At 38.6% G+C, this 19,685-nt stretch carries 23 protein-coding genes; 11 read left to right on the top strand and 12 right to left on the bottom strand.

Annotated features, from left to right (window positions below):
- Both K8S13_RS21750 and lptF read right to left on the bottom strand, forming a co-directional pair.
- Positions 1-829: LptF/LptG family permease (locus K8S13_RS21750; RefSeq protein WP_291465822.1), on the bottom strand; the 829-nt coding region annotated here is incomplete at its 3' end.
- 3 nt (positions 830-832) lie between these two features.
- Positions 833-2,014: an LPS export ABC transporter permease LptF gene (lptF, locus tag K8S13_RS21745; RefSeq protein WP_291465821.1), complete on the bottom strand. Its 1,182-nt coding sequence runs from the start codon at positions 2,012-2,014 to the stop codon at positions 833-835.
- A gap of 94 nt (positions 2,015-2,108) precedes the next feature.
- On the opposite strand from lptF, the gene K8S13_RS21740 reads away from it, so the two are divergent.
- On the top strand, positions 2,109-2,744 hold the full coding sequence (locus K8S13_RS21740; protein ID WP_291465820.1) for a thiamine diphosphokinase: 636 nt from the start codon (positions 2,109-2,111) through the stop codon (positions 2,742-2,744).
- Between the two features lie 20 nt (positions 2,745-2,764).
- On the opposite strand, the gene K8S13_RS21735 is transcribed toward K8S13_RS21740, so the two are convergent.
- Together K8S13_RS21735 and K8S13_RS25820 are read right to left on the bottom strand one after the other, a co-directional pair.
- Positions 2,765-3,604, bottom strand: coding sequence for a flagellar basal body-associated protein FliL (locus K8S13_RS21735; RefSeq protein ID WP_291465819.1), 840 nt, complete (start codon positions 3,602-3,604; stop codon positions 2,765-2,767).
- Between the two features lie 92 nt (positions 3,605-3,696).
- Positions 3,697-4,014, bottom strand: coding sequence for an IscA/HesB family protein (locus K8S13_RS25820; RefSeq protein ID WP_367172812.1), 318 nt, complete (start codon positions 4,012-4,014; stop codon positions 3,697-3,699).
- 328 nt (positions 4,015-4,342) lie between these two features.
- Between K8S13_RS25820 and K8S13_RS21725 the strand changes: the two genes are divergently transcribed.
- Genes K8S13_RS21725 through K8S13_RS21710 form a run of 4 tightly spaced genes read left to right on the top strand, consistent with a single transcriptional unit; the run spans position 4,343 to position 8,770 of the window.
- Positions 4,343-5,287 (top strand): hypothetical protein, encoded by a 945-nt coding sequence (locus K8S13_RS21725; RefSeq protein WP_291465817.1) that lies wholly within the window; start codon positions 4,343-4,345, stop codon positions 5,285-5,287.
- Positions 5,284-6,327, top strand: coding sequence for a UDP-glucose 4-epimerase GalE (galE, locus tag K8S13_RS21720; protein ID WP_291465816.1), 1,044 nt, complete (start codon positions 5,284-5,286; stop codon positions 6,325-6,327). Before K8S13_RS21725 ends, galE begins: the two co-directional genes overlap by 4 nt.
- 2 nt (positions 6,328-6,329) lie before the next feature.
- Positions 6,330-7,979 carry a hypothetical protein gene (locus tag K8S13_RS21715; protein WP_291465815.1) on the top strand — a complete coding sequence of 550 codons (1,650 nt, stop codon included), beginning with the start codon at positions 6,330-6,332 and terminating at the stop codon, positions 7,977-7,979.
- 11 nt (positions 7,980-7,990) lie between these two features.
- Positions 7,991-8,770, top strand: coding sequence for a RimK family alpha-L-glutamate ligase (locus K8S13_RS21710; protein ID WP_291465814.1), 780 nt, complete (start codon positions 7,991-7,993; stop codon positions 8,768-8,770).
- A 3-nt stretch (positions 8,771-8,773) separates the two neighbouring features.
- Here the strand turns inward: K8S13_RS21710 and lepB are convergent, their stop codons facing one another.
- The 6 genes from lepB to K8S13_RS21680 all read right to left on the bottom strand — a co-directional run bounded on the left by lepB (position 8,774) and on the right by K8S13_RS21680 (position 13,360).
- On the bottom strand, positions 8,774-9,688 hold the full coding sequence (gene lepB / locus K8S13_RS21705) for a signal peptidase I (RefSeq protein ID WP_291465813.1): 915 nt from the start codon (positions 9,686-9,688) through the stop codon (positions 8,774-8,776).
- Between the two features lie 15 nt (positions 9,689-9,703).
- Positions 9,704-9,961, bottom strand: a complete 258-nt coding sequence (locus tag K8S13_RS21700) for a hypothetical protein (protein ID WP_291465812.1) — start codon at positions 9,959-9,961, stop codon at positions 9,704-9,706.
- Positions 9,958-10,503 (bottom strand): sigma-70 family RNA polymerase sigma factor, encoded by a 546-nt coding sequence (locus K8S13_RS21695; RefSeq protein ID WP_291465811.1) that lies wholly within the window; start codon positions 10,501-10,503, stop codon positions 9,958-9,960. The genes K8S13_RS21700 and K8S13_RS21695 overlap by 4 nt, the downstream gene beginning before the upstream one ends.
- Positions 10,504-10,627: 124 nt before the next feature.
- Positions 10,628-11,173 (bottom strand): hypothetical protein, encoded by a 546-nt coding sequence (locus K8S13_RS21690; protein WP_291465810.1) that lies wholly within the window; start codon positions 11,171-11,173, stop codon positions 10,628-10,630.
- Positions 11,174-11,186: 13 nt separating this feature from the next.
- Entirely contained in the window at positions 11,187-12,875 is a 1,689-nt protein-coding gene (locus K8S13_RS21685) for a hypothetical protein (RefSeq protein ID WP_291465809.1), read from the bottom strand.
- Between the two features lie 146 nt (positions 12,876-13,021).
- The gene (locus K8S13_RS21680) at positions 13,022-13,360 is read right to left on the bottom strand and encodes a PilZ domain-containing protein (RefSeq protein WP_291465808.1); all 339 of its coding nucleotides are present in this window, start codon (positions 13,358-13,360) and stop codon (positions 13,022-13,024) included.
- A 432-nt stretch (positions 13,361-13,792) separates the two neighbouring features.
- On the opposite strand from K8S13_RS21680, the gene K8S13_RS21675 reads away from it, so the two are divergent.
- On the top strand, positions 13,793-14,038 hold the full coding sequence (locus K8S13_RS21675; protein WP_291465807.1) for a DUF123 domain-containing protein: 246 nt from the start codon (positions 13,793-13,795) through the stop codon (positions 14,036-14,038).
- 106 nt (positions 14,039-14,144) lie between these two features.
- On the opposite strand, the gene K8S13_RS21670 is transcribed toward K8S13_RS21675, so the two are convergent.
- The gene (locus tag K8S13_RS21670; protein WP_291465806.1) at positions 14,145-14,378 is read right to left on the bottom strand and encodes a 3-oxoacyl-[acyl-carrier-protein] synthase III C-terminal domain-containing protein; all 234 of its coding nucleotides are present in this window, start codon (positions 14,376-14,378) and stop codon (positions 14,145-14,147) included.
- Between the two features lie 31 nt (positions 14,379-14,409).
- The gene (gene larA / locus K8S13_RS21665) at positions 14,410-15,654 is read right to left on the bottom strand and encodes a nickel-dependent lactate racemase (RefSeq protein ID WP_291465805.1); all 1,245 of its coding nucleotides are present in this window, start codon (positions 15,652-15,654) and stop codon (positions 14,410-14,412) included.
- 414 nt (positions 15,655-16,068) lie between these two features.
- On the opposite strand from larA, the gene K8S13_RS21660 reads away from it, so the two are divergent.
- From K8S13_RS21660 to K8S13_RS21640, 5 genes are all read left to right on the top strand, one after another.
- Complete coding sequence (locus K8S13_RS21660) at positions 16,069-17,016, top strand: biotin--[acetyl-CoA-carboxylase] ligase (RefSeq protein WP_291465804.1); 948 nt, start codon at positions 16,069-16,071, stop codon at positions 17,014-17,016.
- Between the two features lie 16 nt (positions 17,017-17,032).
- The gene (locus tag K8S13_RS21655; protein WP_291465803.1) at positions 17,033-17,563 is read left to right on the top strand and encodes a biotin transporter BioY; all 531 of its coding nucleotides are present in this window, start codon (positions 17,033-17,035) and stop codon (positions 17,561-17,563) included.
- A gap of 23 nt (positions 17,564-17,586) precedes the next feature.
- On the top strand, positions 17,587-18,339 hold the full coding sequence (locus tag K8S13_RS21650; RefSeq protein WP_291465802.1) for an energy-coupling factor ABC transporter ATP-binding protein: 753 nt from the start codon (positions 17,587-17,589) through the stop codon (positions 18,337-18,339).
- The gene (locus K8S13_RS21645) at positions 18,281-19,087 is read left to right on the top strand and encodes an energy-coupling factor transporter transmembrane protein EcfT (protein WP_367172809.1); all 807 of its coding nucleotides are present in this window, start codon (positions 18,281-18,283) and stop codon (positions 19,085-19,087) included. The genes K8S13_RS21650 and K8S13_RS21645 overlap by 59 nt, the downstream gene beginning before the upstream one ends.
- 144 nt (positions 19,088-19,231) lie before the next feature.
- Positions 19,232-19,685 (top strand): hypothetical protein (locus tag K8S13_RS21640; RefSeq protein ID WP_291465800.1); only part of this gene is annotated, 454 nt, incomplete at its 3' end.

The raw sequence follows: 19,685 nt of genomic DNA, 5'->3' as shown, positions 1-19,685 counted from the left end.
TTTTTGCGTTCAAATCAACTTTATAGGTTGTTGCATCATATCCTTCATCTTCAACCTTACTGACATATTTTTTCAATTCAAAAAAACTCATCTCTTCGGATTTTTTTGAAACCTCTTCAAGATCTTTTGGTTTAAATGTCAAAGGAATACTCTTTTTATCATATAATTTTACATCATAATCCATTGAATTCCCGGCATGAACCTGTTCAATGATATTTTCAAACACCCATCTACCCTGCTTATAATATCCTTTTTGTGCATCAATTCTGGACTCAAGACTGAATTTCTTACCTAAAGATGTCACGGTGACGCCGGCAACAGACTGTTTAGCCGGATCAAAAAAATTGATATGAACCAGTCTGTTCTCAGACTTTATCCATATATCTTTTCTTACAGAATAAATATTGTGTGTTTTTTTTATAACATTGTATTTTATAAAATTAGACTTTGCCATGGTAATCGGGATAATGGTTTCCCCAAGAAAAAACATGAGTATGGCAAGAATTGCACCCACCAGGATTGCCGGTTTTATAAGAAAATATATACTGATACCGCTGGACCTGATGGCTAAAAGTTCATTGCTCCTGTTCATCAGTCCAAAAACCATAATAGCTGCCAGTAAAATACTTGCCGGAGTCAATTGTACAAACATGAAAGGGACTTTTAAAAGAACATACCCAAGAGCACCCAGCATAGAGATATCAGAATTTAAAAATCTCTCCATCCTGGAAAGATAATCGATAAACACAAACAAAACCAGGATCAGTAATTGAATGATGGAAAAAAATTTAAAAAATTCCTTTAACCAGTATTTATGCAGACACGACATATCTTATATTTTTCTTATAAATCGATTTTTTATAGCCACGGCTGCTTTTTTTACAAATTCAGGAAGCTGAACCGGCTTTTCCTTTGCGTTCCTGATAAGAAAAAAAATACCCACTCCCCCCATGATAACATTTGGCAGCCACATACCGAGAATTGGAGGGTAGTCTCCTTTTTCCCCTGCAGACCACCCGATAGCCAGAAGGAAATAATAGAGAAGGAAAAAACAAATTCCAAAACCAAATCCTGAAGACCGCCTCAAAGAAGCTGACTGAACCCCTAATGGAAAAGCAAGAAGACCTAATGAGAGGCAGGCAAAAGGAATTGAAAACTTCTCATGAAGCTCCATTAATACTACGTTCAAAAGAGATTTATCTTTAATGCCCGAGCGGTAAAATTGTATCAGGTCCACAAAAGTTCTCTCATCCAGAGCCTTGGATATTTTTCCATTGTTTTTATTCATGCTGTTTAAATCAATATTAATATCATAATTTTCAAATTGAATGTTACTCACAGAACCTTCACTAATATCCACCTGATTAATCACCCCATTATAAAGTCTTATGGTATACACCTGCTCATCTTCAAGCCGGATTAATTTCCCTAAAGGAGCAATAGAAATACTGACCACGCCTTTTGTTCTTCTGTCTTCAATAAAGACATCTTTTAATGCTTTTGTTTTCATGTCCACGTAAGAGACATAAATCATGACATCTTCCAGTTCCGAATTAAATTGTCTTTCCTGCAAAGCAGCATCAATACTTGATCTTGCAAGCTCAATACTTTTCTTTTTAATGGACAATTTCCCCCAGGATACCCCAAAGACCGTAACCCACATGGTTAAAAGGACACCTGCAAAACAAAAAATCAACACTGGTGGTAATACTTTATAAAGAGATGCACGAGCACTTTTTAATGCGACAATCACGTTTTCCTGGGACATACGCATAAAGGTTAAAAGGATGGATATCATCACAGACATGGGAATGGTGATTTCCAAAAATCTTGGAAGCGTATAAACAACCATCAGACCAATAGATGAAATATCAGCATTATAGTTCACCACCATATTGGTGATTTCCGGTATTCGTGTCATCAGAAAAACAAATGTCAAAAAAAACAGGCTGATGGCAAAGGGGGACAGAAGTTCTTTGAAGATATATCTATTTATGATATTAAAACTTTTCATTTCCCCCGAAAAATATAAGTTAGCAGGCAAATAGTCAAGATGTGATAAAAAGATTAGGTGTTCATTACCTGGTTTTCATGATAATAAATTGCCTATGAAATGTGTGATAATAGCCAATGGTGACCTTGAATATACCAAGGACATTCATCGCGTACTCAAGGATGCCCAACTGATTATCAGTGCCGATGGCGGTGCCAGGCATTTAAGGGCATTAAATATTTTACCCCATATAATGATCGGTGATTTTGACTCAATTTCTCCTGCCGATAAACTTTTTTTTAAAGAAAAACAAGTAAGAATACTCACCTTTTCTTCACGAAAAAACCATACTGATTCTGAGCTTTGTGTATCCTGGGCTCTTGAAAATAATGCAACAGATATCACATTGTTAGGCGTCACAGGTACCCGGCTGGATCACACCCTGGCCAATATTTTTCTTTTAAAAAAACTTGCAAGGCTTCATATCCCTGCCAGAATCATAAATAAAAACAATGAAATTCATATTGTAACAGATTTTATAGAAATTAAAGGCCAACCCGGAAATTTTTTATCTATTATCCCCGTTACGGAAAAAGTAACCGGGATTACGCTTAAGGGACTTGAGTATCCCCTGGTGAATGCAACCATAGAAATGGGATCTTCTCTTGGTGTCAGTAATTCTTTTAAAGAGGCTGTGGCATCCGTTTCTATTGAAAAAGGTATTTTGATCGTCACAAAATCAATAGATTAATCCTGTTTCAATTTTGGTTTCTATTTTGATTTTTCCCCTTCTTCTTCCTGTTCAGGAGCAGGCTCCTCTATCAGAGTATGCTCTATGATGAATTCTTCCACCTTATCAATCTCAGTTGCGATAATGACATGTTCAACTGCAATCTCTTTAATAAACCCTTCCATATAAGGATTTAAAACATCAACAAGCTTTCTGATCTGCTTTTTAATTCTGTCAAAATCCTTTACATCATTAAATACAAGAGAGCTTAAAAAAATAATGCCTGCCTCACGGGCTTTGGGATGAATGGGAGGAATTTCCTGATCGGGCATGAGTTCTTTGAGCACCAGATTCATGTTTAAACATAGATACCGGTCTTTATCATTTGATCTGTTTTTATTTAAATTGACTGCAACAGGCCCCACGGATACGATGGGTGACAGATCATCATCCGAGGTCGCAGCCTTTTTAACATTTGTATGTTTCCAGACAACACTACGTCCGAATTCATCTTTCAGCTGCATTATAGTGTCGGTTAACTCAACAATATCAAAAAAGGTGGTGGCATTTTTCTCCCAGATCTCTTCAATTTCCGACTCGGAAACAGTAAAAATCATCTGGTTATTTTCAATATACCATGTCCCTTTTGCATGCCCTTTGGATTTAACAATTTTTGAGGTCACGTCAGCGATTCTAACCGAAGAATTCCATTCTCCTTTCGGATTGGTAATTAAAAGGATATAGGCCCTGTTTCTAAATTGTGTCCAATTTCCGACAGCCAGTTCATTTTGATTTTTTTCTTTTTTTCCGCAGGCAGGAATGGAAATTAAAAAAGAAACACCAATCAAAAATAAAATAAAATAAATAGCCAATCTTTTCATGATGGAATCCTGACGAATTGAGTTCTAACTATTTAAAAGAGAAGGTGTCCACACATTTTGAACACCTTCTCTTTTAAAAAAATCTAAAAATACTAATCTCCACAGGAACCGCCGGAACCACAACTTGAGCATCCGGATTGTCCCATTTCAATATTGGAGTCAAGATGGAATCCCATCCCGGTAAAATCGATTTTAATATTTTCGGCCTTTTCCATAAAATCTTTATCTACAACAAATTTCAGGCCTTTAACATCAAATGTATCGTCTGTATCTTTTGGCTCATCCAGAGCCATAGCAAGTGAAGGACCGCCTCAGCCGCCTGAATTGAGAAAAATTCTAATGGGGGTGGGTTCCTTGCCCTGGAAATAGTCTGCGATCTGCGTTTTTGCAGGATCTGTCAACTCAATCATTGTAAAACTCTCCTTATTCGTTTGTTTATTTTTTCAGGATTACTCTGCCTGAATATTTTAATTCTAATCATGCACTTTATGCATGTCAATGTCATGATATTTATTTTCCTTTAATTCTACTGGTTTATTCTTTATCCCAAGAGATGAGGATAAAAATTGTTCCATTGTATATTGCTTTAAGTTATCCGGTTATTGTAAACTATCCAGCATGAAACTGTCTGTCCCATACATACCAGATATAAAATACACAAATTTTTTGAAAAACAAAACCCTGAATTTAGAATCGATTTATTTTTCACTCCATTCAGACCCGATACTTGATTCCAGGATGAGATTCAAAAAAGCAGACCTCCACGAACTTTCAAAGGGGTTGCAGCAATTTAAGGCTGTTAAAAAATACTGCTTGCTCAATTCCCGGTTTATCAATCCCGATCTCTATCATGACACAAAATTTTTAAATCAAACCCTGGACAAACTTGAATTTCTGGTCTCTCATTCAAATATCACCGGGATTATTTTTTCGGATACTTACTTTTTGAACGCATTGTCAGCCACAAAAAGAGATGTTATTTCCTGCCTTGAGGCTGTTCCAGGCATTAATAGCATGATTGATTCTTCGCAAAAAGCATTTTCATTTTTTGATATAATAAAACAAACCGGCTTTAAATTACCGGGAAAAATTGTCCTTGACCGATCCTTAAATAGAAATATAAACCAGCTTAAAAAAACCGGCGAAAAAATTAAACAGCAATATAACCATATAAAAGTTGAACTGCTTGCCAATGAAGGCTGCATTTATCACTGTCCGTTTAAATTGACCCATGATGCCCAAATCTCATTTTCAAACTTAAGGATTACAATAGATAGGACCTTTCAGATAAACCAATCCATTGGTTGCCATGCCTATTTTTCCAAAACACCTGAAAAAGCTTTCAAATCTCCGTTTATCCGCCCTGAAGACACAAATAAGTATACGGGTATGGCAGACACGATAAAGCTTTGCGGCAGGACCCTGGGCATAAAGTTTCTTTCCAATTGCATCAGCGCCTATATTAAAAAATCCTATAACGGGAATCTTTTTAACCTCATGGATGCCACCCATTGGTTATCTGAACTCTACCACATTGAAAACAAAAGCCTTGGGCTCGATTTTTTTAACCTGTTAACAAGCTGTACAAAGGATTGCAAAAATTGTAGTATATGCAGTGATTTATTTTTAAAAACAGCAATAAAAAAACCCTTAAATATTAAAGAGTATAAGGATTATCTATGAAAATACTTGTTACCGGTGGTGCCGGGTATATCGGAAGCCATACCTGTGTTGAACTTTTGAATGAAAATTATGATGTAATTGTTCTGGATAATCTTTCCAATAGTTCTGAAGAATCTTTAACCCGGGTAAAAAGCATTACCGAAAAATCACTTGAATTCTATAAAGCAGATCTTTTGAATAAAAAACAGATTACTGCTGTTTTCTCCGATCATAAAATAGATGCGGTCATTCATTTTGCAGGATTAAAGGCAGTGGGAGAGTCTGTAATGATCCCGTTAAAATACTTTCATAACAATATTACAGGCACATTGAATCTTCTTGAGGTCATGAATGACTTTAATGTAAAAAACATAGTCTTTTCTTCTTCTGCAACCGTTTACGGAGATCCTTCATCCCTTCCCATAAAAGAAGACTTCCCATTGTCGGCAACCAATCCCTATGGCCGGACAAAATTGATGATAGAAGAGATACTACAGGACCTTTACCGTTCCGACAAGAACTGGAACATTGCCCTGTTAAGATATTTCAACCCTGTCGGAGCCCACAAAAGCGGTGAAATCGGAGAAGATCCTTTTGGCATTCCAAACAATCTTGTGCCCTATATTTCCCAGGTGGCCATAGGATTTTTACCCCGGCTCAGTGTATTTGGGGGTGACTATGATACCCCGGATGGTACAGGTGTCAGGGACTATATTCATGTGGTTGACCTGGCATTGGGCCATATTAAAACTCTGCCAAAACTTTTTACTAACCCTGGTGTGATAATTTATAATCTTGGAACGGGTTCTGGCTATTCAGTCCTTGAAATGATTAAAGGATTTGAAACGGCAAGTGGTAAAAAAATCTCTTATAAAATTGTCGACAGAAGACCCGGTGATATCGCAGCCTGCTGGGCAGAGCCTGCCAAAGCAAAAGAGGAGCTTGGCTGGGAAGCAAATAAAACACTTTTGGACATGTGCAAGGATACATGGAACTGGCAGGAAAATAACCCAAACGGATACCGGCCAAACGAATACAGAAAGACTCAATTGGAAAAATAGATATGGATGATTATCTACTCAGCCTGAAAAAAAGTATAAAAACAGAAAAAATGGATCAGGCCAAAACCCTTTTGGCACAAATCTCCTCAAGGCCGACACCAGAAAAGCATGAAGTGCTTCAAATTCTCGCTCTTGCGCCTGATAAGTCAGCCTTTGAACTTCTATCTTTTTTAACGAATAAAGAGCATAAGGACCCTGATATTTATGACCGGTTGGTCCAGCTGATTATTGATCGAGCGCATCTTAATTTTAACTTTGCTCTTATTTTATGTGAAAATGCAGACTTGCAAACCATCATCCATGCTGCACCCTTGTTGAGGCACATTCTGTCCAATGAAACCAACAAAGAACTTTTAAATAAAATCATCAGAACCGCAGGAAAAAATAAAATCGAAAGCCTGACCAGTGATATCGCAGAATTTATCTTTTATGATGACATTGGCCTAAAGACAGGAGCTGTCAAGGCCCTTATGCGGATCGGCACATCCCGTGCCTGTGAAAAACTGGAACAGGTATCAAAAACCAAAAAATGTGACCAGAATATTTTAGATACCATCCAGATTCTCAAAGCAAAAAATTTACTTGAAAACTCTCCTCCTATCGAACAAGTTGCTGTTACAGATGGATATCAACCCGAGCTTGAACAGCTTGCATCCAATGATGTTATAAAAAAGTTTGAAGCATTTATTGCTTTTTCTGAAAAAGGATCAAACGCATCTGCCTGGCTTTTAAAGTATCTGGAAACCCAGGATCATGACCAGAGACCAGATCATGATCAAAATCATGATCTGGTCATTAATATTTTACACCTGATTTCCAGAACCATCCCAAAGGAAGCTGTCAATCACATTTTTGCTATTATTAATCAAAAAAAAATTGATAACACAATCAAGTTTGCAGCATACAACGCACTTGAGGCTTTCCCAGAGCTTGAATCTGCAGCATCGGTTGTTCAGGGACTTTCGGAATCTACCGGGTTTGTTCGTCTGGCAGCCGTAAAAACCATAGATAAAAACCTGTCCGATTTTGTGTGTGCCGAGATTAAAACCAGGATAGAATCCGGCACGAAAAAAGGAGAATTACTGGCTGAGACCATCTTAGATGCCAGAGCAAAACATATTATTGGATACCTAATGATCTCAGATACATTTTCCTATATGGCCTCTAACTACCTTGATAGAACAGCACCCATTCCGGTTCTTGATACATTTATTGAAATTCTGGAGAAAAAAAACCTCAACTCAACTGCTAAAAAATATATGGATTTAAAAAAGAAACGGATGGCCCAAAAAAGAAAAACCATTATCATCATCAGTTCTTCCGAAGCAATTTTAAATACCTACAGCAAACTGATTTACTCGTGCGGATTTTCAAGCCTGACGTTTCAGCGATCCCAAGATGCCTTTGAGGCCATTGTCTCGCAAAAACCATCTGCCATTATCTGTGACCTTTTTTTAAATGACATAACCGGGATGGATCTTGCCAGGGAAGCAAGGGAACTCTATTCAAAAGATGATGTGCCCATCATCATATCCGGATTGCAAAAAAGCCTGGATAAAAACCTGCTTCAAAAAGAACTGGACAACGCCGGAGTGAATGCCATATATAGCTTTCCGGCAAAAACAAGTCAGATTAAATCCTGGATAAAATAAGGACTTATAATTTGAATAGCAGGCCTGTTGCCATAGGAGCACGCTTAAAACAATACCCGTCAATTCAAACCCTTGGGTTCAAACCCAATTTTCAGGATTATTCTGCTCAAGATCAGAAGCTGATTCTAAATGCAAAAAAAATCTATTACCCCACCGCCTTTTATGCAGACCTGTTCAATGCCATGGGAAAAGAAACATTTCCAAATTTTCATACCTATAAATTTGCCCAGGACAAGATAAAACAGACAGCCATCTTTACTATGCTTGGCATTCCTCATCCAAAGACAAAAATTTTTTATGGGAAAAAACAAAAACAGACCATCCTTAACTCTTTTGACTTCCCGTTTATTGCCAAAAAAGCCAGGGGGTCGTCTAAAGGCCATGATGTTTATCTGGTCCAGAACAAGCAAGACCTTTCAAATTATCTAAAAAATAAAGGGCCGGCCTATATCCAGAAATATCTTCCCATAGATCGGGATATGCGAATTATCATTATCGGTAAAAAAATCCGGCTTGCCTATTGGCGGATTGCATCCAAAGACAATTTTAAAACCAATCTTTCCCAGGGTGGAACCATCCGCTTTGCACCCCTGCCGCAAAAAGCCCTTGATCTTGCACTCATGACAGCTTTAAAATGCAAATGGGATGATGTGGGGATTGATATCATCGAACAGAATAACCAATTCTATGTCCTGGAAGGCAATATAAAATACGGGACAAAAGGGTTCCAAAAGTCCGGCATCAACTATAAAGGAATGCTGGCAAATCTGATCGTGGAAGGCAAAATTTAACTTCTAAAACACGCCAAACCGCGACCATGTTTCTGCCGGCAAATAGATAAAATCAACACGGCCCATAACATCTCGTAGCGGAATCGGGCCTAAATGACGGCTGTCTTCGCAGTTTCCGCGATTATCACCCAGGACAAAACAGTGACCATTTGGAACTTTCATCTTTCTAAAATTGGCACCACTGTTATTGCTTAGCATGATTTGATAATTAGTTGTTCCATTAATTTCTTCTACCACTGATCCGGTAATCTGGTCTTGGATTATGGACAATTTTGTTTTTGATATTGATCGATATGCCAAAGGTTCATCATTGATAAATAATACCTTATTCCTGATCTCAATAGTATCATTGGGGAGTGCCACTATGCGCTTGATCCAATTTTTATGTCTATCATTAGGATTTACAAAAACAACCACATCACCCCGCTGGGGTGATTGTGTATTGTAAATAAATTTATTCAACAACACATAATCACCTTTAAGAATGGAGGGAACCATGCTTGCACTCGGGATTGTGAATGCTTGAATGATATGGCTTCGAATATTGCTTGAGAGATTGGTCGGATAACTAATAGACACAACAATAAAAAGAAGATAGATATACCAGCGATTGAACTCCTTTAACACAAAAGGAGAATCCATCCTTTTGGCAATAAAAAATGCATCTATCACTGCATATATAAAAACGCCCACTAAGATTAGTACAGAGAATATGACCAGAATTAATGAAAAAGTAGATGACATGCTTTGGATTCCTGTTACAATTATGGGAGCAAATGCAAAGCTGATAAAAAATAAAATCAAGCCTTTTGTCAATTTACCACAATATACATGGCCAAGCCCTGTGGCAGCGATTGACAATACCAGCGCTACAAAAGGATTTCGTTTTGTGCCCTTTTCTTTTGTTGATGTGTTCATTTGTTTTTCCTCCATTTATGGAACAAGCAGACTTCTGGTTACTGAAAACACACGATAAAATCCCAAAGCAGAAAGTCCAATAGCTGCCGCATATCTCATATAATGATCTACAATAAACGGAATTTCCGTTAGATAATCGAAAGATACTATATTCTCACTATCCTGCTCATATTCATAGATACGGTCCATTATCTTCTGTGATGGACTATGAATAGACTCAGTTACCTGTCTTCTGTTCTGCTTCCATTCTTTGTAGATATCTTCATTGTTCATGTTTGCCTCATATATTCATTTAATAGTGATCTTAATTTTTCCTTTGCCCTTGACAGTCTTGATTTAATGGTACCAACACTCACTTCTTCGATTGCACAAACTTCTGCCAAAGAAAATCCCTGGATTTCAGCAAGAATGAATACTATTTTTTGCTTAAAAGGCAATTTATCAAGGGCATTATCTAATTGTGCAAAAATCTCTTTTTTTATAAGATCATCTGCCGGATTATTGGTAAACGAATGGCTGTCGATATCTGACATCCCGACCTCTTTTTTTTTCTTTATTTCATTAAAGCATCTGTTTCTGGCAATTTGAAAAAGCCATGTGGAAAATTTTGCCAATGCCGGATCAAAAGTTTTTAAATGCGTATAAGCGGATAAAAAAACATCCTGCGCAATATCCTCGGCAGTTTCACGGTGTTTGATGATATTCATGACCATGACAAATAAAGATCCCTGATATTTATCAATAAGCTGCTTATACAAATTGATTTCTCCTTGTTTTATCTTTTGGATAATCACGATGTCTTGCCGGTCATTCATCAGCTTGGTTTTGCTCCCTCCGGTATTTGGTATTTCCCATTATTATCTTTATATACAATTAAACCCCCAAAAGGTTCCATTTATTATTCTTCTGATTATATTATTTTTTAGGAAAATCTAAGAGCTACAACAATCCTGCATCCTGGTCATCTTTTTCCCATTCAGCAAGATATTTTTTGATCGCCGCATATTTTGACGATCCTTGTGGTTTAAAAAGCAGATATCCAATTTGCTCAATCTGAGTCTCAAGGCATTGAAAAAAAGCTGCTTCAACCTGTTTGGGATCTATCGCCTCTTCAGGCATCCGGATTCTTTCAAGCACCGTCCGGGTCAAGTGACCTTTTGGGACAAAGATATCACTAAGACATACATTCCATTCTTCAGGAAAATTGTTTATCTTCCAAGGGCTTAACTTTTCAGGCCGTAATATACTTTTATTTTCAGGGTTGAACGGGGCTTTGACAATCTTCATTTTTTGTTTATCAAACTGCATCAAGGCTTTTAGAAGCACCTGTATATCATTTGAAAAAATCCACTCTTCGGGTTCCAGCAGTACAGGCGGGAAATCGCTGCTGGTCAATGCATATTTAAACGGGCCTTTTTCTCCCCAGAATGTCTTAAACTCCTTTGAATTGTGTAATATCCCTCTTTCTATCGATTCAACACTCATTAAAGCAAGGCCTTTATTTGTGAATGGTAAGCTGTGGGAAAGGAATCTCCCAATTGTTCAGGGTGCAGGCATCCACGCACCATCTCTGGATCGCCCTGGACAAGCGTCTATACAAAGGCGCCATATCACCTTTAAAATCAGCAAGAACAAGAATATCAAGGGATGAACTGGCTGCCTGCTGGAACTCCACCCTGAGATTAAGCAGGCTTTCTTTGTATCCTTCTTTATCAACTTGCGTATTGATATATGATTCTAAGGTTTCCAGTATACTTCCTGTGGAATCTTTCTGGAGATTATAACTGATACCAAAAGGGATTTTCAGTCTGAAATTCATGGAGAGATTCAAGGGAGATTGCGCTAAAAAATCCGATGTCTGGTAGGTCTTATGAGCACCACCACGCTGGACTAGTTCAACCATCTCATGGGAAAGGCTGGTGACAACACCTCTGGTGCCATCGGCAAGGATGACCCAGTCATTGCGTTTGCAGGGAAACCAGGGCTCCTTTTTATGAAAAGGCCTGGATATTTTTCCCAGAAGGTCTTCAATGGGTAGCCGCAGCTTGACACCCAGAGACGGATTTTCAAGCTCGCTGAATACATTGATATTTTTTACAAGCCAGGGCACACCATAATAAATCATTCGTTCCCCTTCTCTGACCGAACCGATATTCAGCATAAGCCGGCTCTGATGCCAGTACTGGGGCAGGGTATTCTTAGCTGCCCAGCCAATCCCCATGACAAAAATAATGGTTAAACTGAGCAATACCCAGTCCTCCACCACATAAAAAACGAAAATGAGAACAAAGAAAACCATAGCAAAGGCAATAATCCTGAAAAAAAGACTTAATACCCTGATATGAAATGGCCTGTATTTTGAGGTATACCCCGGAATAAACCGGACCATAACCCTGGAGAACAGCCGTAAAAAAAAGAAAACTCCCAGGCAGGCTATAACCGCAATAAATAGAAACAGACCCCGTGTGCGAAAAAAATTCTTTATGGAAGTCTGGGATGTTTCAATTATGGATTCTTCCTCATTTTCAATCTCAGCCAGGCTCATGGCCACAATTTCCATTTTATTCAAAATCTGTTTTTCAATACTTTTCCATTCAGGCAAAAGCTTTTCCAGATTTTTTTTCAGTTCCAGGTCTTTTGTCTGTGAAATCAGTTGGGCAATATTTTGAGTCGCCTGCCTGGCGACAGGTGAAAGACCTTGGTAATAGGAGAGTTCATCTTTTAATTTTGCTTTGTATCTTGCCTTGATCGTGAGCCTTTTTATTTCCCTGATCCCGGGTTTAATCAACCCAACCAGTTCATCCTGCCAGTCAAATGCTTCGACCTTTTTTTCAACAAACAGACCGATATCAATACCCGTGGCAATCCGCTCAAAGTCCATGGCAGAATCGTTGAGCTGCTTATCAAGTTTTGTCAGTTCGGATTTTAATAATTTCTTTTCCGTATCAGAACTGCTTTTTGTCAGGATTTGATTTTTTTCCTTGATTCTCTGGTTCAGATTTTTTTTCAATTCAATAATGGAATAAAGCATTTTCAGGGAAGCGTCACTCCTGTCCAGAACCTGTTCCGATAGTTCCTGTTTTTGTTCTTGATTTGAAGGAGGGACTTCAATCTTTGTATCACCGGCGAGAGCAGCGTTGGACCAAGATAAAAAAAGGATAGTAAAAGCAATAAAGCCACGCATCATGAAAAGAATCTCCCCATTAAAATAGTTATTTTCTGTAACCGGAATTGTTTTCCAAACCGGCAAAACTGCTGTTAAAGAGATCATTAATACCGGTTATTATACACTGGGCAGAATCGAAGATTTAAAGAAGGCGATTCTGCCAAAATCTAACACTGGTAGTAGGCAGACTCGGAATATTCAATCCCATACTTATAGGCGGCTTTAGCATCACCATCGGACGATGAATAAGGACTTGCCCATTTGACACTGCCACTGTAACTCTTGTATTTTTCAGGACCTGTTGCATATTCATCGTAATTTTTCATCTCAAGGTAAACAAGCTGGCCGACAACAAGTTTTTCATTGGTCAACAAGGACAAGCCACCCTGGCAGTAATTTTTCATCTCTGCATAATAGTATTGATCCTGGTAATCCATCCGGTACAGATACATTGGAATATTATACTCGTATCTCTTATAGCGCCTTTTTCCTTCAGAAGGTTCCACTTGCAAATCCTTTTTCATGGGTTATTGAAATGCTGTTTGAACATGTATTTTATAAAACCATTAAATTTAATTACAAAGCATATGGCAAAAAATCAAGGAAAATTAAATTTCAGATCCTGTGATCAGATCATGCCGATGTATACGTTTAATGAAAAATTTTCAAAAAGTGAACCTTACACTTAAACGCAGCTGTTCCAACCCTGATCCCCAGCACTACTTTTGGAAGTCATGACCCTATTCCGATTTTTGCTCGTCACTGTTGATAGCAGCCTGACCCTCCTCTTGTATTTACAGGCTAAATAGTTCTACCGCTTCCCATTTATTTTCCATTCTTCCTACACCATAAAATTCAGTCGTGCTTATGCTATAATGATGACAACTATTATCACGATATCCGTTACCTTATTTTACCGGTTGATATAATGGTGGTTTATGAAAAATGATGACCATGATGGTAAAGGAACCTATATTATCGTCATGTATTTGGATAAAAGTAAAAGGATTCAAATCGGTAAACTTGGTCAGTTCAAGTTTAAAAAGGGACATTATGCGTATGTCGGTAGCGCATTTGGGCCAGGTGGACTAAAGAGCAGGATAAAACATCATATTGAACCTAAAAAATTATTCTGTGCTCAATTAAAAATATACTGGAAAAATGAAACTGTTATGCAAAAATAATTGAATCCAACCAAGACGAATTTTTTTTAACATGGATGATACTATAATTTATGCTGAGAGTGCAAAAAAATCAATTTGGTAAATGAAGAAAAATAGGTGGCAGATTTTATGCCTTTTGCACCAAAAGGCTTCCAACGGAATATCCGGCCCCAAAAGAACAGATCAGACCGATATCCCCTTTTTTCAGACCATCGTTATGCAAATGGAATGCGATGATGGAACCGGCAGAGGCGTTATTGGCATATTGATCTAGAAGAATAGGGGTTCTCTCAGGTGACGGCACCTCATCGAAAAGGAATTTGATGACCATCCTGTTCATATTGATATTGGCCTGGTGCAACCAGTACCGTATAGCAGTATTTTGTTTTTTTTTATTTAATCAGGGGAACTGTAAGCCCGCCATCCATCAAGAAGAGAACACTTGCATCCTTGCCCTTTTCTTCCAGAGCCTGGTCAATGGCCGTCTGGAGATCACTGAAAGGTTTAATAAACAGTTTTGAAATAATGTCCGGGTCCACATCAGTCACCCCCCACATTTGAGCCCAAAGTCCGATCTCAGCCATTTTCGCAGCTTTGTGATACCCTAAAACATATCCTTTTTCAATGGTGTCAAGGGCTTCCCCTGGTGTGTCACTTGAGCCTAAGAGATCGGCAAAGGCCTTGCCGCCGATACCGCAACGGCATTTTGCCACAAGGATCATGATGCCATCCTTTTTCAAGGCAAGCTTTGCATTATCAATACCTTTCTGGGCCTGGTACAGGTCAATATCCTGAGGAAATTTTACAATAGAGACGACAATATCGGCCCTTTCCCCCAAAGGTGCGGCAAATACTTCATTTGCATAATCAATGGCAGCATGAAAGGAATCATTGATATGGCCGCAGCAGGTGGCATAGACCTTGTGGTGTTTGTCCAGAACCGTCATGATGGAAAAAATTTCCTGTTTAACTGTTTTAATAGCATCAATCATATCTTCATGAACGGGATTGCCGTCAAGGGCCAGTGCCTTTGCCTCAGGAACAAGGGCAAGCTTATGGTTCTGTTCTATGGTTTTATACCCGGCAATACCCGGCAAAAATGATTTTCTTCCCCCGGTATACCCGGCAAAATAGTGGGGTTCCACAGAAGAAATAATAATGATCTTGTCTGCCTCAACACCCGCCTTATTGACATACATTTGTGTACCATTGGAGGACTTGCCCAAAAAAATCATGTCGTCTTGGGCTCTGGCATCATGAACAATGATTTTGTCCTTTATCTCCTTATAATAGGAGCCGAATATCTGAAGGTATTCTTCCCGGGTCGGCCCCCTGTGGGCACCCGTGGCAATTATAAAATTAAAATCAGTCTGTTTTAAGTCATCAAAAATAAATTCAAGAATTTTTTTAGTGGGAGTGGGTCTTGTGGCATCATTGACAATGACAAGCACTTTTTTTGCATCACTTAAAAAACCCTTAAAGCCTTTGCTGTTAATGGGATTATTGATGGCAGCTTTTATGTTTTCGTCTTCATCACCGGTTTGAACATCATTAGCTTCAAGAAAACTCAATTTAACATCATCACTGATCACGGCAGACATGGAACCATTTTTTCCATAGGAAACATCAATCTTCATAAGATTCTCCCTGCCCGTTCCAAAATAATTTTCAATAATAGCCGCTCCTGCCGGACAGACCTCAAAGCAGATACCACAAACCTGCGTAATCGCCTTTTTGGCAGAATCCCACTGGTCTTTTCATTTTATTGATTTCATAATCAACAGCTTCGCTTACCATACCGTCTGCTTCAAAGATCAGTGCCGCAACAATCTATTTAATCGGATTAGGATAAAAACTTGCTTTTTGTCAAGAAAAATATAAAACTTATTTAAACAGCAGGGCTGAGCCAAAGAATTATTGAAGTATAAAACAATAATTACGGTCCCCAAAAAACGAACAATTCTATTTAGGCCTTATGTTGCGATCACCCTGCCTTGTGCGATTTATCCCTTGATTTTAAATCCCCATTCTGTTAACCATACCATCTTAACATGGTTAACGAACAAAAAAACAATAAAGAAGAAATACTGAAAATCCTTTATCTGGCAAAGGGGGAAATGATTTCCGGTGTCAGCTTGAGTGATGACTTAAACATTTCAAGGGTAGCGGTGTGGAAGCATATCAAGGCATTAAAAGAAAGCGGATTTGATGTTGAATCCCGGCCCAAAGGATATGCTTTGTTGAACCATGATGATCTGTTGCTGCCGTTTTGTTTCAAAAAAGAGTTTCAAAACAAAATCTTTCATTTCCAGGAACTTGAATCTACTATGGATAAGGCAAAATTCCTGGCGAAAAATAATGTCTCCCATTTAAGCGTTGTGATTGCAGAAAACCAGACCACGGGCAGGGGACGGCTGAACAGAAAATGGTTCTCGTCAAAAGGCGGGTTGTGGTTCACCCTGATTTTAAAACCCAATACCCCTCCTCCCCTTTCCTATATTTATAATTTTGCAGCCTCCCTGAGTCTTTCAAAATCTTTAAAACGATTATTTGATGTAAATGTCAGTGTCAAATGGCCCAATGACCTTTTATTGAATGGTAAAAAACTGGTCGGCCTTCTTTCGGAAATGGAAACCCGGGGGGATATGGTCGAATTTATCAATATCGGTATAGGGATTAATGTGAATAACCAGCCTCAAAAATATGAACCCAAAGCCATTTCATTAAAAGACGTATTAAATAAAACCGTGTCACGCAGATTAATCCTGGAAACTTTTCTGGATGATTTTAAAAACCGGATTCAAATAATAGATTGCCAAAAGATCATTGATCTGTGGAAAGAACAAACGTCAACCATTGGCAGCCAGGTCAGGATTGAAACAATTTCTGATGCGTATGAAGGGCTTGCTGTTGATGTAGATGAGAGTGGTGCTTTAATGGTTAAAGATAAAACCGAAAAAATAAAAAAAATAATTTATGGCGATTGTTTTCACACATAAAGGGCAAAGATATAACATGAACAATTCAAAACAACTTAGAATGACCGTATATACATCTTTATTTGTCGCATTTATTGCCATTGGTGCATTTATTATCATTCCCATCGGTCCGGTTCCCATTGTCCTCCAGAACATGTTTGTTCTTTTGGCAGGAATAATTTTAGGCCCGACCTGGGGGCTTGCCTGCGTGGCTATTTATCTGTTGATCGGTCTTGCAGGGCTTCCAGTGTTTTCAGGAGGGGGGGCTGGTATCGGCAAACTATTCGGACCGACCGGCGGTTATCTTTTGGGATATCTGCCCGCTGTCTTTGTCACTGCCGTCATTTCAAAAGGATTGGGCAAAAAAATGTCTTCGGACATTATTGCCATGCTGATCGGGTCTTTGATTGTGTATGCAGCAGGCGTGCCCTGGCTCAAGGTTGTGACATCCATGAGCTATGAAAAAGCGCTTGCCGTCGGCATGTATCCTTTCCTGATCGGGGATGCGCTTAAAATTATTGCTGCGGCATTTATTGCAAAAACCTTAAGACCTGTCATCAAATTGTAATCCTGACCGTTAAATCAACCATTATGCCAAAAAATATTATCGACATACAAGCCATCTGCTATACCTTTGCCGATGGCTACGTTGGAATTAAAAATATATCCGTATCCATATCTAAAGGAGAATTTATTATTCTTGCCGGAAAGAACGGATCGGGGAAAACAACCTTTTTAAGGCATTTGAACGGCCTTTTGCTGCCGGATTCGGGAAAAATTTTTGTAAATGGATATGATGTTTCAAAACATCTGGTTCAAACAAGAAAAACCGTGGGCATGGTATTCCAGGATGCAGATACGCAGATCGTAGGCGACACCGTGTTTGATGAAGTGGCCTTTGGCCTTGAAAACTTAAATGTTAAACGAACCCAAATCAATGAAAAGGTCACTCAGGTTCTTGAAGATTTAAACCTTTTTCATTTAAAAGAACGAAATCCTTCCACCCTTTCCGGGGGAGAAAAACGAAAGCTTGCCATTGCCGGAATCCTGGTGATGAATCCTGAAATAATTGTATTTGATGAGCCCTTTTCCAACCTGGATTATCCCGGAACCATCCAGGTTTTATCCACAATCATTGATCTGAACCGATCCGGCCATACCATCATTATTGCCACCCACGATGTTGAGACTGTCATTTGTGAGGCGACAAGAATCATTATTATGGAAGACAGACAGATTAAAAAAGATGGGAACCCCCTTGATATGATCAAACATCTGGAGTCCCATGGTGTCAGGGAACCCTGCTCTTCAAAATTCGGACTGGGAATCAAACCCTATGGCTAATCTGACACCCTTCACATACAGGCAAGGGCAATCCATACTGCATCTGCTGGATGTGAGATGTAAATTTTTCATGATTTGTCTTGTCAGCATGTCCATGTTATCCGCACATCTTTTTGCTTGTTTTTTTTACTTTTTGATTTTGCTTTTTTTCTTTAAAAAATCAGATCTTAACTTCATAGCAACTTTAAACAGCATTAAATATTTCATATTATTGCTATTTTTTGTTTTCATTGCCCGGGCACTTACTGTGAAAGGTGATATCGTTTTTTCATTTTATGGCATGTCCATCAGTGAACAAGGATTGAGCGAGGGGTTTGTGGTTGCATTTAAATTCTTTTTAGTGATGTTGACAGGCCTGCTCTTTTCTTCCACCACCAAACCGTCTTCTGTTAAAAGTGCGGTTCAGTGGTTTTTAAAACCAATCCCTTTTGTTCCCGAAAAACGGGTGGCTGTCATGATCAGCCTGGCACTTGGTTTTATGCCGATCATTGCCAACCAGGCCAAGGAGATATCAGATGCCCGGAAAGCACGATGTGGCGATCTTCAAAGAAATCCTGTAAAAAAAATTATCCGTCTAGTTTTACCTCTGTTAAGAAAAACATTCCTGTCTGCTGACAGCCTTGTTCTTGCAATGGAATCAAGATGTTATAGTGATGACAGGACAGATCCTGAATTTACGCCCTCGGGAAAGGAAATATACTTTCTTACCGGCAGCCTTGTCCTGTCTTTAAGTCTTGTCTGCTTATAGAATTAAAGATTATTTTTAGGTCATCTTTAATATTTCCCATTGATCATCACAATTTTTTAATGTAATATTCAGATCATAATATATGTTCATTACTATTTTGAATGGAACAAAATTGATAATACAATATATGGGAAGGCGGCCATTATGTCAAAAATAGATGATCAATTTCCAGGATCAACCATGTTTGATCTAAGGGGAAAACAATCTGTCAGGGCAACATTCAAACTTTCCCAGAAAGCCATTGATTCCATTGGACTTGTCGCCATTCACATGGGAATAAAGCAAAAATCCCTCTTTGATCATATTATAGAAGATATAGATGCTTTGGACAGGCTTGCAAAAACCATTCGAATCAGGCAATTTAAAAAAATCCCAAGGAAACAGAAAACCTTTGTATTAAGCCGTAAAACCATAGATGCCCTTGAAGCCATTTCCCTGGCTTATGGGACCCCCTGGGATGCCCTTGTTGAATATTCAGTCAAAAAACTTGAATCTATTATCAGTGCTGAAAAAGCAAGGCATGAAGAACGAAAGATCATGTTGAAAGGCATTGTTGATCATTTCACCCGGGGAAAAATACTTTACAAAAAAGCCATCG

The sequence above is a fragment of the Desulfobacula sp. genome, from assembly GCF_021107415.1.
The sequence above is the reverse complement of the archived record's forward strand: the minus strand, read 5'-3'. Positions and strand labels throughout refer to the sequence as shown.

What these genes read in the sequence shown, in the direction of transcription:
- lptF (WP_291465821.1), bottom strand. Translation starts at nt 2,014, where the DNA reads ATGAAAAGTTTTAATATCATAAATAGATATATCTTCAAAGAACTTCTG.
- K8S13_RS21740 (WP_291465820.1), top strand. Translation starts at nt 2,109, where the DNA reads ATGAAATGTGTGATAATAGCCAATGGTGACCTTGAATATACCAAGGAC.
- K8S13_RS21735 (WP_291465819.1), bottom strand. Translation starts at nt 3,604, where the DNA reads ATGAAAAGATTGGCTATTTATTTTATTTTATTTTTGATTGGTGTTTCT.
- K8S13_RS21725 (WP_291465817.1), top strand. Translation starts at nt 4,343, where the DNA reads ATGAGATTCAAAAAAGCAGACCTCCACGAACTTTCAAAGGGGTTGCAG.
- galE (WP_291465816.1), top strand. Translation starts at nt 5,284, where the DNA reads ATGAAAATACTTGTTACCGGTGGTGCCGGGTATATCGGAAGCCATACC.
- K8S13_RS21715 (WP_291465815.1), top strand. Translation starts at nt 6,330, where the DNA reads ATGGATGATTATCTACTCAGCCTGAAAAAAAGTATAAAAACAGAAAAA.
- lepB (WP_291465813.1), bottom strand. Translation starts at nt 9,688, where the DNA reads ATGAACACATCAACAAAAGAAAAGGGCACAAAACGAAATCCTTTTGTA.
- K8S13_RS21700 (WP_291465812.1), bottom strand. Translation starts at nt 9,961, where the DNA reads ATGAACAATGAAGATATCTACAAAGAATGGAAGCAGAACAGAAGACAG.
- K8S13_RS21695 (WP_291465811.1), bottom strand. Translation starts at nt 10,503, where the DNA reads ATGAATGACCGGCAAGACATCGTGATTATCCAAAAGATAAAACAAGGA.
- K8S13_RS21690 (WP_291465810.1), bottom strand. Translation starts at nt 11,173, where the DNA reads ATGAGTGTTGAATCGATAGAAAGAGGGATATTACACAATTCAAAGGAG.
- K8S13_RS21685 (WP_291465809.1), bottom strand. Translation starts at nt 12,875, where the DNA reads ATGATGCGTGGCTTTATTGCTTTTACTATCCTTTTTTTATCTTGGTCC.
- K8S13_RS21675 (WP_291465807.1), top strand. Translation starts at nt 13,793, where the DNA reads ATGAAAAATGATGACCATGATGGTAAAGGAACCTATATTATCGTCATG.
- larA (WP_291465805.1), bottom strand. Translation starts at nt 15,654, where the DNA reads ATGAAGATTGATGTTTCCTATGGAAAAAATGGTTCCATGTCTGCCGTG.
- K8S13_RS21660 (WP_291465804.1), top strand. Translation starts at nt 16,069, where the DNA reads ATGGTTAACGAACAAAAAAACAATAAAGAAGAAATACTGAAAATCCTT.
- K8S13_RS21655 (WP_291465803.1), top strand. Translation starts at nt 17,033, where the DNA reads ATGAACAATTCAAAACAACTTAGAATGACCGTATATACATCTTTATTT.
- K8S13_RS21650 (WP_291465802.1), top strand. Translation starts at nt 17,587, where the DNA reads ATGCCAAAAAATATTATCGACATACAAGCCATCTGCTATACCTTTGCC.
- K8S13_RS21645 (WP_367172809.1), top strand. Translation starts at nt 18,281, where the DNA reads ATGGTGTCAGGGAACCCTGCTCTTCAAAATTCGGACTGGGAATCAAAC.